Annotated in this window: 15 protein-coding genes; 9 read left to right on the plus strand and 6 right to left on the minus strand. The window is 72.7% G+C overall.

The genetic code is table 11. From position 1 onward, the window contains the following. The first annotated feature begins 7 nt into the window (after positions 1–7). From mraY to ABL310_RS22680, 3 genes are all read left to right on the plus strand, one after another. On the plus strand, positions 8–1,093 hold the full coding sequence (gene mraY, locus ABL310_RS22670) for a phospho-N-acetylmuramoyl-pentapeptide-transferase (RefSeq protein WP_349369262.1): 1,086 nt from the start codon (positions 8–10) through the stop codon (positions 1,091–1,093). Between the two features lie 16 nt (positions 1,094–1,109). Next, positions 1,110–2,495 carry a UDP-N-acetylmuramoyl-L-alanine--D-glutamate ligase gene (gene murD, locus ABL310_RS22675; protein ID WP_349369263.1) on the plus strand — a complete coding sequence of 462 codons (1,386 nt, stop codon included), beginning with the start codon at positions 1,110–1,112 and terminating at the stop codon, positions 2,493–2,495. 270 nt (positions 2,496–2,765) lie between these two features. Beyond that, the gene (locus ABL310_RS22680; protein WP_349369264.1) at positions 2,766–3,275 is read left to right on the plus strand and encodes a MarR family transcriptional regulator; all 510 of its coding nucleotides are present in this window, start codon (positions 2,766–2,768) and stop codon (positions 3,273–3,275) included. Here ABL310_RS22680 and ABL310_RS22685 read toward each other — a convergent pair. From ABL310_RS22685 to ABL310_RS22710, 6 genes are all read right to left on the minus strand, one after another. Then, the gene (locus ABL310_RS22685) at positions 3,230–3,877 is read right to left on the minus strand and encodes a trimeric intracellular cation channel family protein (RefSeq protein WP_349369265.1); all 648 of its coding nucleotides are present in this window, start codon (positions 3,875–3,877) and stop codon (positions 3,230–3,232) included. The genes ABL310_RS22680 and ABL310_RS22685 overlap by 46 nt on opposite strands. Positions 3,878–3,952: 75 nt before the next feature. After that, positions 3,953–4,213 (minus strand): SWIB/MDM2 domain-containing protein, encoded by a 261-nt coding sequence (locus ABL310_RS22690; RefSeq protein ID WP_349369266.1) that lies wholly within the window; start codon positions 4,211–4,213, stop codon positions 3,953–3,955. A 17-nt stretch (positions 4,214–4,230) separates the two neighbouring features. Continuing rightward, complete coding sequence (locus tag ABL310_RS22695; protein ID WP_349369267.1) at positions 4,231–4,488, minus strand: hypothetical protein; 258 nt, start codon at positions 4,486–4,488, stop codon at positions 4,231–4,233. 91 nt (positions 4,489–4,579) lie between these two features. Further along, complete coding sequence (locus tag ABL310_RS22700) at positions 4,580–5,362, minus strand: glutamine amidotransferase (protein ID WP_349369268.1); 783 nt, start codon at positions 5,360–5,362, stop codon at positions 4,580–4,582. A gap of 157 nt (positions 5,363–5,519) precedes the next feature. After that, positions 5,520–6,215 (minus strand): SH3 domain-containing protein, encoded by a 696-nt coding sequence (locus ABL310_RS22705; protein ID WP_349369269.1) that lies wholly within the window; start codon positions 6,213–6,215, stop codon positions 5,520–5,522. A gap of 347 nt (positions 6,216–6,562) precedes the next feature. Further along, positions 6,563–7,177, minus strand: coding sequence for a LysE family translocator (locus ABL310_RS22710; protein ID WP_349369270.1), 615 nt, complete (start codon positions 7,175–7,177; stop codon positions 6,563–6,565). Between the two features lie 235 nt (positions 7,178–7,412). Here ABL310_RS22710 and ABL310_RS22715 point away from each other — a divergent pair, with 235 nt between their 5' ends. The 6 genes from ABL310_RS22715 (at position 7,413) to glp (ending at position 13,148) form a co-directional block, all read left to right on the plus strand. After that, on the plus strand, positions 7,413–8,102 hold the full coding sequence (locus ABL310_RS22715; RefSeq protein ID WP_349369271.1) for a phenylalanine--tRNA ligase beta subunit-related protein: 690 nt from the start codon (positions 7,413–7,415) through the stop codon (positions 8,100–8,102). 301 nt (positions 8,103–8,403) lie between these two features. Then, positions 8,404–9,054 carry an NnrU family protein gene (locus tag ABL310_RS22720; protein ID WP_349369272.1) on the plus strand — a complete coding sequence of 217 codons (651 nt, stop codon included), beginning with the start codon at positions 8,404–8,406 and terminating at the stop codon, positions 9,052–9,054. Positions 9,055–9,140: 86 nt separating this feature from the next. Then, positions 9,141–10,661, plus strand: a complete 1,521-nt coding sequence (locus tag ABL310_RS22725; RefSeq protein ID WP_349369273.1) for a PAS domain S-box protein — start codon at positions 9,141–9,143, stop codon at positions 10,659–10,661. Next, the gene (fixJ, locus tag ABL310_RS22730; protein ID WP_349369274.1) at positions 10,651–11,268 is read left to right on the plus strand and encodes a response regulator FixJ; all 618 of its coding nucleotides are present in this window, start codon (positions 10,651–10,653) and stop codon (positions 11,266–11,268) included. Before ABL310_RS22725 ends, fixJ begins: the two co-directional genes overlap by 11 nt. A gap of 120 nt (positions 11,269–11,388) precedes the next feature. Beyond that, positions 11,389–11,796, plus strand: coding sequence for a response regulator (locus tag ABL310_RS22735; protein WP_349369275.1), 408 nt, complete (start codon positions 11,389–11,391; stop codon positions 11,794–11,796). Between the two features lie 77 nt (positions 11,797–11,873). Continuing rightward, positions 11,874–13,148 carry a gephyrin-like molybdotransferase Glp gene (gene glp / locus ABL310_RS22740; protein ID WP_349369276.1) on the plus strand — a complete coding sequence of 425 codons (1,275 nt, stop codon included), beginning with the start codon at positions 11,874–11,876 and terminating at the stop codon, positions 13,146–13,148. The last annotated feature ends 65 nt before the right edge of the window (positions 13,149–13,213 follow it).

Below are 13,213 nucleotides of genomic sequence, written 5' to 3' on the forward strand. Positions count from 1 at the left end.
CCGTCCCATGCTCGTCTGGCTCTCCGACCTCTCCGATACGTTCGGCGTCCTCAACGTCCTGCGCTACATCACCTTCCGCACGGGGATGGCGACGGCGACGGGCTTCCTGTTCGTCTTCTGGTTCGGACCCGCGATCATCGCGGCCTTGCGCGTGCGCCAGGGCAAGGGCCAGCCGATCCGCGAGGACGGGCCGCAATCGCATCTCCTGACGAAGCGCGGCACGCCGACCATGGGCGGGCTGATGATCCTCGCCGGCCTCATCGTCTCGACGCTGCTCTGGGCGGATCTCGAGAACGCCTATGTCTGGATCGTCATGCTGGTGACGGTGGGCTTCGGCGCCATCGGCTTCTACGACGACTATCTCAAGGTCACGAAGCAGTCCCACAAGGGCTTCTCCGGCCGCTCGCGCCTCGCCATCGAGGCGGCGATCGCGGGCGTCGCGGTGGTGGCGATCGCCTGGGCCTCCTCGCCGGACCTCGCCAACCACCTGGCGCTGCCCTTCCTCAAGGACGTGCTGCTCGATCTCGGCTGGTTCTTCGTGATCTTCGGGGCGATCGTCATCGTCGGCGCGGGCAACGCCGTGAACCTGACCGACGGGCTCGACGGCCTCGCCATCGTGCCGGTGATGATCGCGGCGGCGAGCTTCGGCTTCATCGCCTATCTCGTCGGCAACGCCATCTTCGCCAACTACCTGCAGATCCACTTCGTCATCGGCACCGGCGAGCTCGCCGTGATCTGCGGCGCGCTGATCGGCGCGGGGCTCGGCTTCCTGTGGTTCAACGCGCCCCCGGCGCAGGTCTTCATGGGCGACACGGGATCGCTGGCGCTCGGCGGGCTTCTCGGCGCCATCGCGGTGGCGACGAAGCACGAGATCGTGCTCGCCATCGTCGGCGGGCTCTTCGTGCTCGAGGCCGCCTCGGTGATCATCCAGGTGGTCTCGTTCAAGCTCACCGGGCGGCGCGTCTTCAAGATGGCGCCGATCCACCACCATTTCGAGCAGCTCGGCTGGACGGAGCCGCAGGTGGTGATCCGCTTCTGGATCATCGCCGTCGTGCTCGCCATGGTCGGCCTCGCCACCCTCAAGCTGCGCTGACGGAAGGGGCCCCGCGATGACGCCCGCCACGACCTTCGCCGGGCGGTCGGTCGCCCTCTTCGGGCTCGGCGGCTCGGGCCTCGCCACCGCGAAGGCGCTGATCGCCGGCGGCGCGAGCGTCGCCGCCTGGGACGACGCCGAGGCCAAGCGCGCCGAGGCCGCGGCCGCGGGCGTGCCCGTAGTCGATCTCGCGCAGGCGGACTGGGCGGGCTTTTCCGCCCTCGTCCTCTCGCCGGGCGTGCCGCTGACCCATCCCGCGCCGCACTGGACGGTGGAGAAGGCGCGCGCGGCCGGGATCGAGATCATCGGCGACATCGAGATCTTCTGCCGCGAGCGCCGGGCGATCGCGCCCGACGCGCCGTTCCTCGCGATCACCGGCACGAACGGCAAGTCGACGACGACGGCGCTCCTCGCCCATATCCTGCGCGAGGCGGGCTTTCCGGTGGCCATGGGCGGCAACATCGGCACGCCGATCCTCGCGCTCGACCCGCCCTCCGAGGAGCGCGTGCACGTGGTCGAAGTGTCGTCCTTCCAGATCGACCTGACGCCCTCCCTCGACCCGACGATCGGCTGCCTCCTCAACATCACGCCCGACCATCTCGACCGGCACGGCACGCTGGACGCCTACGCCGCGATCAAGGAGCGGCTGGTGGCGGGCGCGCGCACGGCTTTGGTGGGCGTCGACGACGACCTGACGAACGCCATCGGCCGGCGCCTCTCCGAGCGGGAGGGGGCGGACGTCTACCCGGTCTCGGCGAGGGGCGAGCGGCCCTGGGGCTTCTTCGCGCTGGGGAGCGAGATCCGCGCCCGCAACGCCGGGGAGGCGCTCGAGGAGGCGCTGGTGCTCGCCGATCTCGATGGCGTCGAGAGCCTGCGCGGGCGCCACAACGCCCAGAACGCGGCCTTCGCCTGCGCCGCCGCCTGGCTCTCCGGCGCGCCGCCGGAGGCGATCCGCGCGGGCGTGCGTTCATTCCCCGGCCTCGCCCATCGCATGGAGCCGGCGGGCGCGCGGGGGCGCGTGCGCTTCGTCAACGATTCGAAGGCGACGAACGCGGATTCGACCGAGGTGGCGCTCGCCGCCTTCGATCGCGTGTTCTGGATCCTCGGCGGCAAGCCGAAGGCCGGGGGCATCACGTCCCTGGCCCCGCATTTCGGCCGGATCGCCAAGGCCTACCTGATCGGCGCGGCGACCGACGCGTTCGCAATGACGCTCCAGGGCAGCGTGCCCTTCGAGCGCTGCGGCACGCTCGACGTCGCCGTCTCCCGCGCGGCGGAGGACGCCGCCGCCACGGGCCGCGACGAGGTGGTGCTGTTCTCCCCCGCCTGCGCCTCCTTCGACCAGTTCGCGAATTTCGAGGAGCGCGGGGAGCGCTTCAAGGCGCTGGTGAAGGGGCTGGGGTGAGCGCGGCGACAGGCGCGGCAGCCCGGTCGGACGATGCGGGCGAGCATCGCGCCCGACCCGGTCACGGGCGACGCCGCCCGCGTCGCCGTCGATGTTGACGGACCAACATTATCAGCGCCCTCGAGTGCCGGCGAGCTTCCCTCGTCTGCTTCACGCGCTACATTTCACCGGCAAAGCGTCTCGTCAGTCGCGTCCGAGCCAGAGCCGAGCATGTCCGTCCCGCCACCCTCGCCGCCGCGCCGACCGCACCCAGCGCCGGAGCCGCCGCCCGTGGCCCTGACGGTCGACTTCAAGGAGCTCGTCCTCAACCAGGTGGTCTCCTTCGCCACGCGCTTCGTGCAGACGGTGGCCTCGACCTACGTCGAGCGCCACGGCATCGGCCTGCCCGAATTGCGCACGCTGTTCCTGCTCGGGCGCCACGGGCGGCTCGCGCCGATTCGCCTCGCCGAGCTCGCAGCGACGGACCGCGCCACAATCACGCGCGCCCTGCGCGGGCTCTCCGAGCGCGGCCTCGTCGCGGTCGCGGCGGATCCGGCTCATCGGCGGCGGACCTCCGCCCAGCTGACGGCGAGCGGAGCGGCGCTCCACGACCACCTCGCTCGGTTCGTGCTGCAGCGGAACACGTGGCTCAAGAGCCATTTCAGCGAGGACGAGCTCGCCACGCTGCTCGACCTGCTCGGCCGCCTCGACGCGCTCTCGCAGCATCTTCCGAGATCGCCGGAGATCGAGCCGGCTCAGCGCCCGATCTCGTCGGGCGAGCGACCCGGCCGAGAACGGTAGCGCGGCAGCGCCCAGCCGAAGCGCAGGGCCGCTCCGCGCAGGCCGAAGCCGGCCGCGATTCCCGCCGGGATGGCGATCTCCCGCGGCACGCCCGCGTGCGCGAGCACCACGTAGGCGCCCGCGGCGAGCACGGCGGCGGTGACGTAGATCTCGCGCCTGAGCGCGATCGAGGGCTCCGCCCCGACGACGTCGCGCAGGATGCCGCCGAAGGTCGCCGTCGCGACGCCGAGGAACACGGCGACGAGCGGGTCGGCGCCCAGCCCCAGCGCCTTCTCCGCGCCCGCCACCGCGAACAGCGCCAGCCCGGCCGCGTCGAACCAGAGCACGAGCGTGTAGCGCGATTGCGGCACGTGCGCCGTGAAGAAGACCAGGATCGAGACGGCGAGGCAGGTGCCGAGATAGATCGGCTGCGCCGCCCAGAACACGGGCGCGTCCAGGATCATGTCGCGCAGGGTCCCGCCGCCGATCCCGGTCGCCGTCCCGAGCAGCGCGAAGCCGACGATGTCCATCTCCTTGCGCGAGGCGACGAGCGCCCCGGTCACGGCGAAGACGACGAGGCCGAGCCAGTCGAGGACGGCGAGAGCGGTGTCGAAGGCGGGCATGGACGGGCGCGGCTCGAGGCGGGAGCCGGCACCATGACGGGCCGGCCCGCCCGCGTAAAGCGCGCCCGCGCCGGATCAGGAGTGCAGATGGCGGGAGAGGTGCTTGTTCATCTCGAACATCGTCACCCGGTCCTTGCCGAAGACCGGCTGCAGCTTTTCGTCGGCGATGATCTCGCGCTTGTTCTGCGGGTTCTGCAGATCGTGCTTCTTGATGTAGTCCCAGACCTTGCTCACCACCTCGGGACGCGGCAGCGGATCCGAGCCGACGACCGCCGCGAGCTCGGGCGAGGGAGTGAGGGGCTTCATCAGAGCCGGGTTGGCTTTCTTCTCGGCCATGGGATCGCTCCTTCCGGTCACTGCGCCGGGCGGGTGGTGGTCGCGGCGTCGCCCTCCGCGGGCGCCTGCGCGTCGGAATCGGTGCCGGTCGGCTCCTCGCGCGCGTCGTCGCCGGACGCCGCCTTGGCGCCGTTCTTCGGCGGACGGTTGGTGCGGTTGGCGTAGCGATCCCGGCCTTGCGGCTCCGGGCGATCCTGCAGGATCCGCTGCGCCCGGTCCACGGTGTCCGTGATGCTGACGCCCCGGGCCGCGCCGGTGATGGGGGTTCCGCGCATGTCGGTCGAGCCTCTTTCGTGAAAACCAGCGCGTCTGACGCGCGCCTAAAGTTTTAAACACGAGAGACGGGCCGAGCGTTCCCCCGAGCGGTCAGCGCGAGACGGCCGCCGCGCGGTCGATCATGGCCGAGCCGTTCGGCGCCGCGTCGACCATGCCGCCGGCGAGCCAATGGTCCAGGAAGGCGTCGAGCCACAGCTGCACCGGCGGGTCGTGCATCAGCCGGCCCTCCAGATGCGCCTTGCGCGGCTGCGCGCCGGGCAGGGACAGGCGCTCGTGGGCGCGGGTCGTCCAGCGGCAGGTCATGGCGTAGGTGACCTCCGGGTGGAACTGGAAGGCGTAGGCGGCGGGCCCGGCGCGCACGGCCTGGACGGGGAAATCGTCGCCGGTGGCGAGCGTCGCCGCCCCGCGGGGGCAGTCGAAGCCCTCGCGGTGCCAATGGTAGACGTGGCCGGGCCAGTCCACGCCGAGGCGGGCGGAGAGCCGCGTTCCCTCGGCGGTCGGCTGGAGCGGGTAATAGCCGATCTCGGCGCGCCCGCCCTCGTGGGGGTAGACCCGCGCCCCGAGATGGCGGGCGAGCATCTGCGCGCCGAGGCAGAGCCCCAGGAACGGTTTCGCCTCGCGCAGCGGCACGGCGCACCACGCGATCTCCCGCTTGACGAAATCGTCCTCGTCGTTGGCGCTCATCGGCCCGCCGAAGATCACCGCCCCGGCATGGTGCTCGAGCGTCTCGGGCAGCGGGTCGTCGAAGCGCGGCCGCCGGATGTCGAGGGGATGCCCCCGCTCGCGAAGAAGCCGGCCGACGCGCCCGGGCGTCGAGGTTTCCTGATGCAGGACGATCAGGACGGGTTTCGGCAGGGCGTCGCGGCTGGTCATGATCGCGGCTTCGAGCGCTCCGTTTCGCTGTGGACGTGGATGCAAATGTCCTGCCGATCGCGATCGGGACGATCGGCCTCCTGTCCATAATCGGGGCTCGAGGCCGAAGGTTCAACCCCTCGGAGGCCCGGCGCGGGCCGGCTGGACGGTCGGCGCCTCAGAGCACGTCGGCGCCCGACCCGCCCGTCGGCGCACGCCGCCGTCGCCGCATCTCGTCCTCGTCGACCTCCTCCTCGGGCTCGGCCTGCGTCGCGCGGGACGCGTCGCTCGGCTCGTCCCCGGCCGATCGGGTCTGCGGGGGCGTGTCGCGCCCCGCCTCCGTCGAGGACGTTCCGTCCGGCTCCGCCTCGTCCGAGCGCGGTACGGTGACGGTCGGGGTCGCGCCCGTGAGCACGCCCGATCCGGAGGGCGGCGAGGCCGTCGGGGCGGAGCGCTCCGGCTGCGGGCGCGCCCGCTGCGTCGGCGCGGGCCGCGGGGCGGGTCGCTCGATCACCCGCGGCGCCGCGCCGCCCGGCGGCGGCGGCGCGAGCCTCTCGACGGGAACGCGCTCCCGCGGCGGCGCCAGCCAGTCGAACAATCCGCGGCGCGTGCTCGGCCGGAAGGGGATGCGCGCCAGATAGCGCCCGCTCGCCCAGCCGAGGGCGCCGCGATACGCGACGACGCACCATGCGCCGTCGCAGCCGCGCAGGTCGACCACCTCGCCGGCCGGCATGGTCGCGATCACCCTGTAGCCGACGCCGGGTCCCGCGCGCAGGTTCAGCCCGGTGGTGGTCTCGACCGGAACCGCCCAGGCGGCCGCCGCGAGCAGGAGCCCGCACGACGCCGCCAGGATCCGAGCCGCCCATCTCCGCATCGTCGCCCTCCCTCGGCGCGTGTTCGATGCGCCGGGGAGGAAAGACGTGGACGGGGCGAGCGGTTCCGATCGGTAATGGAGCCGTGGTGCGCCAGCTGTCGAAGCCCGTTCCACGATCGGGCGGATCTCGACGATGCCCGGGAGGCGCACGGGCGGAGACGGCGCTCGACGCGGTGATCCGAGAGGCCTACGTGCACGGCGTCACGACTTGTCCGGGCAGCCGTTCGGCACCGGCTCAACCTCGCCGAGCGCGACGCAGCCGTCCTCCACGTCGAAGAGCGGGTCCCGCCGTGAGGTCGAGCGACACCCTCGGCCTTCCGGAGCACGCGGGCGGTCTGCTCGGCCTCTCAGGGGCGCGCCGCGAGGGCGAGCTGGAGACCGAGCACGGCGAAGGCGCCGGCGAAGGTCCGGCGCATCCAGACCAGGACGCCCGGGTTCGAGATCACCATCCGGCGCATGAAGGCGGCGAAGGCGCCGTACACGACGAAGACGGCGAAGGTCATCAGCATGAAGACCGCGCTGAGCTCGAGCATCCGCCACAGCACGGCCGGATCGCTCGGGCCGACGAACTGGGGCAGGAAGGCGAAGAAGAAGATCGACAGCTTCGGATTGAGGACGTTGAGCAGGACCCCGCGCAGGATCGTGCGCAGGGCGGACGACGGCGCGACGCTCTCGTCCACCGTCAGCGCGCCGTGCTCCCTGAGCGTCCGCCAGGCCATGTAGAGCAGGTAGGCGACGCCCATGTAGCGCAGGATCTCGAAGGCGACCGCGCTCGTGTGCAGCACCGCCGCGAGCCCCGTGATCGCCGCCGCCATGTGCGGAACGATCCCGAGGGTGCAGCCGAAGGCGGCGACGATGCTCGCGCGCGTGCCGCGCGAGAGGCCGGTGGCCAGGGTATAGAGCACGCCGGTGCCCGGTGAGACGACCACGATCAGCGAGGTGACGAGAAACTCGATCGACATGGTCGTGGCGCGCTCCGAACCCGGGTTGCGCGGATCTTAGGCGAGCGACCGCGGGTGCTCAAGCGTCCCGGTGTCGCCGCGCCCGAGATCACCGGCGCCGTGTCGTCCAGGCCCCGCGCGATCTCCGACCTGCGACGCCGCGATCGCCCCGCGCCTCGTCTTGCGATCACAATCCGCTGCTGCAAGACTGCGAACCCGGCGTCGCCGCGCGCACGCCGATCGGAGACAGCCGCGCATGTACTTCCTGCACGCCGACGAAATCTGGTCGCGACACCCGTCGCTCGCCGTTCTGACCATGGTCGTGGACGAGGTGCGCGCCATGCGCCGGGACCCCGCGATCGTCGCGCCGCTCGTCGAGGAGACGCGCGCGCGCCTGGCCGTCCCGGAGGCCGAGATGCCCGAGATCGCCGCGTGGCGCGAAGCGTTCTCGCGCATGGGCTTGAAGCCCACCCAGTACCGCTGCGCGTCGGAGGCCCTGTTGCGGCGCTTCCGGAAGGAGGGCGCGCTTCCGCAGCTGCATCCGGTCGTCGACTATCTGAATTTCGCCTCGATGAGCGCCGGCATACCGATCGCGGTGTTCGACCGCGACGAGATCGCCGGCGGGCTCATCGTCCGGCAGGCGCACGGGGACGAGCGCTACCTCACCTTCCAGGGCGAGATCGAAACGCCCGCGCAGGGCGAGACGATCTTCGCCGACGAGAAGGGCGCGGCTCATGCCCGCCGCTGGACCAACCGCCAGAGCGCGCTCTCCGCGGTCGGCGCCGAGACGGACCGGGTCCTGATCGTGTCCGAGGCGCATCATCCCGGGGCCCGCTCCGATCTGACGGCTCTCGAGCACCGCCTCGCGCGCGACCTGACGGCCCTCGGCGCCCGCGTCCTCTCCGCGAAGACGCTCGATTCGCAGGAGCGCCGGCTGGACCTCTGAGGCGCATGTCTCGAAGACGTCCGGGGCCTCCACCGACGTGACGGGCACGGCGCTCCGCGAGCCCGCTTCCGGTCGGCGTCGACCATCGAACCTGACAAAGGGGGGCCGCTGCGGCGACGTCCGCCCGAGCTTGTCCTGCGACAAGGATGCGCCGCGGCGTCGCCGCTAGGGCGTCCTCCGAGGAGGTGGACACCGGCCGGCGGACGCGGCGATGGTCCGAGACGGGGCTCGAACGCGCCCGCGCCGACGCCGTCCGGCCGAAAGCCGCTCCCCGCACGCCAGGAGTCACGGGTCCGCCGGAATGCTCGAATTCGCCGCAGCCCTCCTCGTCTTCCTGCTCGCCCACAGCCTGCCGGCGCGGCTGGGGCTGAAGGACCGGCTCGTCGCGCGGGTGGGTCGGGGACCTTATCTCGCCGGCTATTCGATCCTCTCCGTCGCGCTCCTGGCCTGGCTGGTCGATGCGGCGCGACGCGCGCCCGTCGTCCCGCTCTGGTATCCGGCGCCCTGGCAGGCCTGGATACCGCTCCTCGCGATGCCCGTCGCCGCCGTGCTCCTCGTCGCGGGGCTCGTCCAGCCCAACCCGCTCTCGATCACGCTGCGCGCCGGCGAGACGCCCGGCGCGATCGTGCGGCTGACGCGGCATCCGGTCCTGTGGGGCTTTCTCGTCTGGGCGCTCTCGCACGTTCCGCCGAACGGAGACCTGGTGTCGCTCGTGCTGTTCGGCGGCATGGCCGCCTTCGCCGCGCTCGGCATGCCGCTTCTCGATCGGCGTGCGCGGCTCAGGCTCGGCGACGCCCGCTGGCGGGCGCTCGCGAAGCCCGGCGTCACCGGCGCCGGCTGGAGCGGGCTCGCGCTCGCCGCGCTCGCCGCCCTCGCTCTCTACGCCTGGTTCCTCGTCCACGGCCATGCCTGGCTGATCGGCGTCGACCCCACCGCCTGGATCGCGGGATGAGCGCGGACGAGGCAGTGGCGACGCTGCGTAAAGCATCCTACATTCCGGCCTCGTTCGATCAGCCGGCAACGGAGCCCGCCGCGCGCATGGCGCCATCCCCCGCCCAGAGCCTCGCCGCCGACCAGCTGGTCGAGGCGATCACCGACGTCGCCCTCGTCATCCTCGACGCCGACGGCCGCATCACCAGCTGGAACGCCGGCGCGCGCGCCATCACGGGGTGGATGCCCGAGGAGGCGCTGGGCCAGCATTTCTCCATCATCTACCCGCCGGAGGACGCGGCCGCGGGCAAGCCCGACAACGAGCTCGCGGTCGCGCGCGAGACCGGACGCTACGTCGAGCAGGGCACGCGCCAGCGAAAGGACGGCTCGCGCTTCGTCGCCAAGACGACGATCACCCCCCTGACGAACGAGGCGGGCGCGCCCGTCGGCTTCGCCAAGGCGACCGTCGACATCACCGATCTCGTCGAGGCGGAGGGCGCGCTCGAGCGCCGCGAGGCGCATCTCACCTCGATCCTCGAGGCGGTGCCCGACGCGATGATCGTCACCGACGAGCGCGGCACGATCGAGAGCTTCTCGGCCACCGCCGTGCGGCTCTTCGGCTACGAGCCCGAGGAGGTGATCGGCGCCAACGTGCGCATCCTGATGCCGAGCCCCTACCGCGAGCATCACGACGGCTACATGCGCCGCTACCTCGAGACCGGCGAGCGGCGCATCGTCGGCACCGGCCGCGTCGTCACCGGGCAGCGCAAGGACGGCACCACCTTCCCGCTCGAGCTCGCCATCGGCGAGATGCGCGAGGCCGACCGGCGGCGCTTCACCGGCTTCGTCCGCGACGTCTCGGAGCGCCAGCGCGCCGAGACGCGCATGGCGGAGCTGCAGGCCGAGCTCGTGCACATGTCGCGCTTCACCGCGCTCGGCGAGATGGCCTCGACGCTCGCCCACGAGATCAACCAGCCCCTCACGGCCATCGCCAACTACCTCAAGGGCTGCCGGCGCATCCTCGAGAAGATGGACGGCCCGCAGGTCGCGATGCTGTCGGGGGCCGTCGAGGAGGCGGCGAACCAGGCGCTGCGCGCAGGCCAGGTGATCCGCCACCTGCGCGAGTTCGTGGCCCGCGGCGAGAGCGAGCGCCACATCGAGCGGCTGCCCAAGCTCGTCGAGGACACGAGCGCGCTCGCCCTCGTCGGCGCGCGCGAGAAGGGCGTTCGCGTCTCCTACCGCTTCGACCCGCGGGCCAGGCTCGTCCTCGTCGACCGCATCCAGGTCCAGCAGGTGCTGCTCAACCTGATCCGCAACGCCATCGAGGCGATGGAGGGCTGCCCACGCCGCGAGCTCGTGGTCTCCACGCGCGCGTTGCCGGAAGACGGGCTCGTGGAGATCCGCGTCTCCGATACGGGCTGCGGCATCGCCTCGGAGATCGCGGCGCAGCTGTTCCAGCCCTTCGTCACGACCAAGCCGCACGGCATGGGGGTCGGGCTGTCCATCTGCCGGACGATCGTCGAATCGCACGGCGGCAAGATTTCGGTGGAGAGCGAGCCCGGGCGCGGCACGACGTTCCGCTTCACCCTGCGCGCCGTCGACGAGAAGGAGCTCGAGAATGTCGAATGAAGCCACCGTGCACGTCGTCGACGACGACCTCGCCGTGCGCCAGTCCCTGTCCTTCCTGCTCGCCTCGGACGGGCTCTCGGTGCGGCTGCACGAGTCGGCGAGCGCGTTCCTGGACAGCCTGCGCGACGCGCCCGCGGGCTGCGTCGTCACCGACGTGCGCATGCCCGGCATCGACGGTATCGAGCTGCTGCGCCGGATGAAGGCGAAGGGCTGGTCGGCGCCGGTGATCGTCATCACCGGCCATGCCGACGTGCCGCTCGCCGTCGAGGCGATGAAGGAGGGCGCGGTGGACTTCGTCGAGAAGCCCTTCGACGACGAGCGCCTCATCGCCACGGTCCGCGCCGCGCTCGAGCGCGGGGCGAGCGCCGCCCACCGCGACGCGGAAACCGCCGAGCTCAAGGCGCGTCTCGCCACGCTCTCCGAGCGCGAGGGCCAGGTCCTGGAGGGGCTCGTCGCCGGCAAGGCCAACAAGGTGATCGCGCAGGATCTCGAGATCAGCCATCGCACGGTCGAGATCTACCGCGCGAACCTGATGACGAAGATGAAGGCCGGCAGCCTCTCGGAACTGGTGAGAATGGCCCTCGTCTGCGGTGTCGCCACCCGCTGATCTCCCACGCGACGTGCACCTTAAGGGATGCACCTGAATGGAGGCGGATCCGGTTCGCGGTCATATCTGCCGCGAGGGGCGCCTTCTCGGCGAAGGCGTCCAGGACGGAGTGGCCGTGCCATGCCCGGGACGTCGGGTCTCGTGATCCTCGTCGACGACGACGACGCCGTGCGGCGCGCCTTGACCTTCTCGCTGGAGCTCGAGGGGCTCGCGGTCGAGGCCCATGCGGACGGGCCGGCCTGCCTCGCCGCGCAGACGGTCGAGGGCGGCTGCCTGGTCGTCGACTACTACATGCCCGGCATGGACGGGGTGACGCTCGTGGAGCGGCTGCGTGCCGCGCAGCGGGCGCTGCCCGCGATCCTGATCACCGCCAAGGCCGATCCCGAGATGCGCGCGCGCGCCGACGCCGCCGGCATCGCGCTCGTGCTGGAGAAGCCGCTCGAGGACGCCGCCCTGATCGAGGGCATCCGCGCGGCCCTGGCGGAGCGTCGGCGGGTCTCAGGGCCTTCCCTTAGGGAACGCGCCTGAATCGCGCCGGACCGGGCGCGCCTTAGGCTGGAGGACCCGCTCCGCGACCGAGCGGGCCACCAGCCGGAGAGCCCCCGATGCCCCCGCTCGCCATTCTCGACGCCCCCGCCAACGACGTCTGCGCCTGCGACCGCGAACGAAACGGCCTCGTCTCCATCGACGCGGCGATGGCGCGGGCAGCGGCCTGGGCCGCGCCGCTCGCCGACGTCGAGGTTCTGCCGCTCGGCGCGGCCGCGGGGCGGGTCCTCGCCCGATCCGTCCACGCGCGCGTCGCCTCCCCGGCTTTCGACCGCTCGGCGATGGACGGGTACGCGGTCCGCGCCGGCGGAGGGCTCGCGGCCGGCGCCCGCCTCGCCGTGGTCGGCCGGATCGCGGCCGGCGCCCGCGGCACCCGCATCGGCGCCGCCGAGGCCGCGCGCATCTTCACCGGCGCGCCGATCCCTCCCGGAGCCGACGCGGTGGTCATGCAGGAGGACGTGCGCGCCGACGGACACGCGGTGGTGCTGACACGCCCGGTTCGCGCCGGCGCGCACATCCGCCGCACGGGAGAGGACGTCGGCGTCGGCGATCGGCTCGCCGAGGCGGGGACGCGGATCGAGGCGCGGGTGGTGGCCCTCCTCGCCGCGCAGGGCGTCGGCACGCTCGCCGTGCGGCGCCGTCCGCGCGTCGCCGTCGTCTCCACGGGCGACGAGCTCGCGGGCCCGGACGCGCCGCTCGCGCCGGCCGCGATCCACGACGCCAACCGGCCGATGCTCCTGGCCCTGCTCGCGGCCGCCGGCTGCGCGCCGATCGACGCCGGGATCGTGCGCGACGACGCGTCCGAGCAGGCCTCCCGGCTCGCCGCGCTCGCGGGCGCCTGCGACCTGATCGTCACGTCCGGCGGCGCGTCGGTCGGCGAGGAGGATCACGCCGCGCGCGCCGTGCGTCTCGCCGGCGGCGAGGCGGAGACCCTCGCGATGGCGCTCAAGCCCGGCAAGCCGGCGCTCGTGGGGCGTATCGGGGCCGCGTCCGTGCTCGGGCTGCCGGGCAACCCGGTGTCGGCCCTCGTCGTGTTTTCGCTCCTCGGACGCGCGATGCTCGCCCGGCTCGCGGGCGGGACGCCGCGCCGGCCGGCGGGGCTGCCGACGCCGCTCGCGGAGCCGCTCGCGCGCAAGCCGGGCCGCACGGAGTTCGTGCCGGCGCGGCTCGTGCGGACCGAGGGCGGGACGCGGCTCGCGCTCGCCTCGACGAATTCGGCCCGGCTGCGGCCGCTCGCGGAGGCCGACGGCTTCGCGGAGATCCCGGCCGACGCGACGACCGCCGATGCCGGCGTGCCGATGGACTTCCATCCGTTCGCGGGCCTCCTCGCCTGAGCGCCGCCGCCGCCGCCCGGCCCCCGGCCCGGGCCCGGCGAATTCGGCGGCGTCGTTGACAATCC

It is taken from the genome of Salinarimonas sp. (genome assembly GCF_040111675.1).
GTDB lineage: Bacteria > Pseudomonadota > Alphaproteobacteria > Rhizobiales > Beijerinckiaceae > Salinarimonas.

What these genes read in the sequence shown, in the direction of transcription:
- mraY (WP_349369262.1), top strand. Translation starts at nt 8, where the DNA reads ATGCTCGTCTGGCTCTCCGACCTCTCCGATACGTTCGGCGTCCTCAAC.
- murD (WP_349369263.1), top strand. Translation starts at nt 1,110, where the DNA reads ATGACGCCCGCCACGACCTTCGCCGGGCGGTCGGTCGCCCTCTTCGGG.
- ABL310_RS22685 (WP_349369265.1), bottom strand. Translation starts at nt 3,877, where the DNA reads ATGCCCGCCTTCGACACCGCTCTCGCCGTCCTCGACTGGCTCGGCCTC.
- ABL310_RS22690 (WP_349369266.1), bottom strand. Translation starts at nt 4,213, where the DNA reads ATGGCCGAGAAGAAAGCCAACCCGGCTCTGATGAAGCCCCTCACTCCC.
- ABL310_RS22695 (WP_349369267.1), bottom strand. Translation starts at nt 4,488, where the DNA reads ATGCGCGGAACCCCCATCACCGGCGCGGCCCGGGGCGTCAGCATCACG.
- ABL310_RS22700 (WP_349369268.1), bottom strand. Translation starts at nt 5,362, where the DNA reads ATGACCAGCCGCGACGCCCTGCCGAAACCCGTCCTGATCGTCCTGCAT.
- ABL310_RS22705 (WP_349369269.1), bottom strand. Translation starts at nt 6,215, where the DNA reads ATGCGGAGATGGGCGGCTCGGATCCTGGCGGCGTCGTGCGGGCTCCTG.
- ABL310_RS22710 (WP_349369270.1), bottom strand. Translation starts at nt 7,177, where the DNA reads ATGTCGATCGAGTTTCTCGTCACCTCGCTGATCGTGGTCGTCTCACCG.
- ABL310_RS22715 (WP_349369271.1), top strand. Translation starts at nt 7,413, where the DNA reads ATGTACTTCCTGCACGCCGACGAAATCTGGTCGCGACACCCGTCGCTC.
- ABL310_RS22720 (WP_349369272.1), top strand. Translation starts at nt 8,404, where the DNA reads ATGCTCGAATTCGCCGCAGCCCTCCTCGTCTTCCTGCTCGCCCACAGC.
- ABL310_RS22725 (WP_349369273.1), top strand. Translation starts at nt 9,141, where the DNA reads ATGGCGCCATCCCCCGCCCAGAGCCTCGCCGCCGACCAGCTGGTCGAG.
- fixJ (WP_349369274.1), top strand. Translation starts at nt 10,651, where the DNA reads ATGTCGAATGAAGCCACCGTGCACGTCGTCGACGACGACCTCGCCGTG.
- ABL310_RS22735 (WP_349369275.1), top strand. Translation starts at nt 11,389, where the DNA reads ATGCCCGGGACGTCGGGTCTCGTGATCCTCGTCGACGACGACGACGCC.
- glp (WP_349369276.1), top strand. Translation starts at nt 11,874, where the DNA reads ATGCCCCCGCTCGCCATTCTCGACGCCCCCGCCAACGACGTCTGCGCC.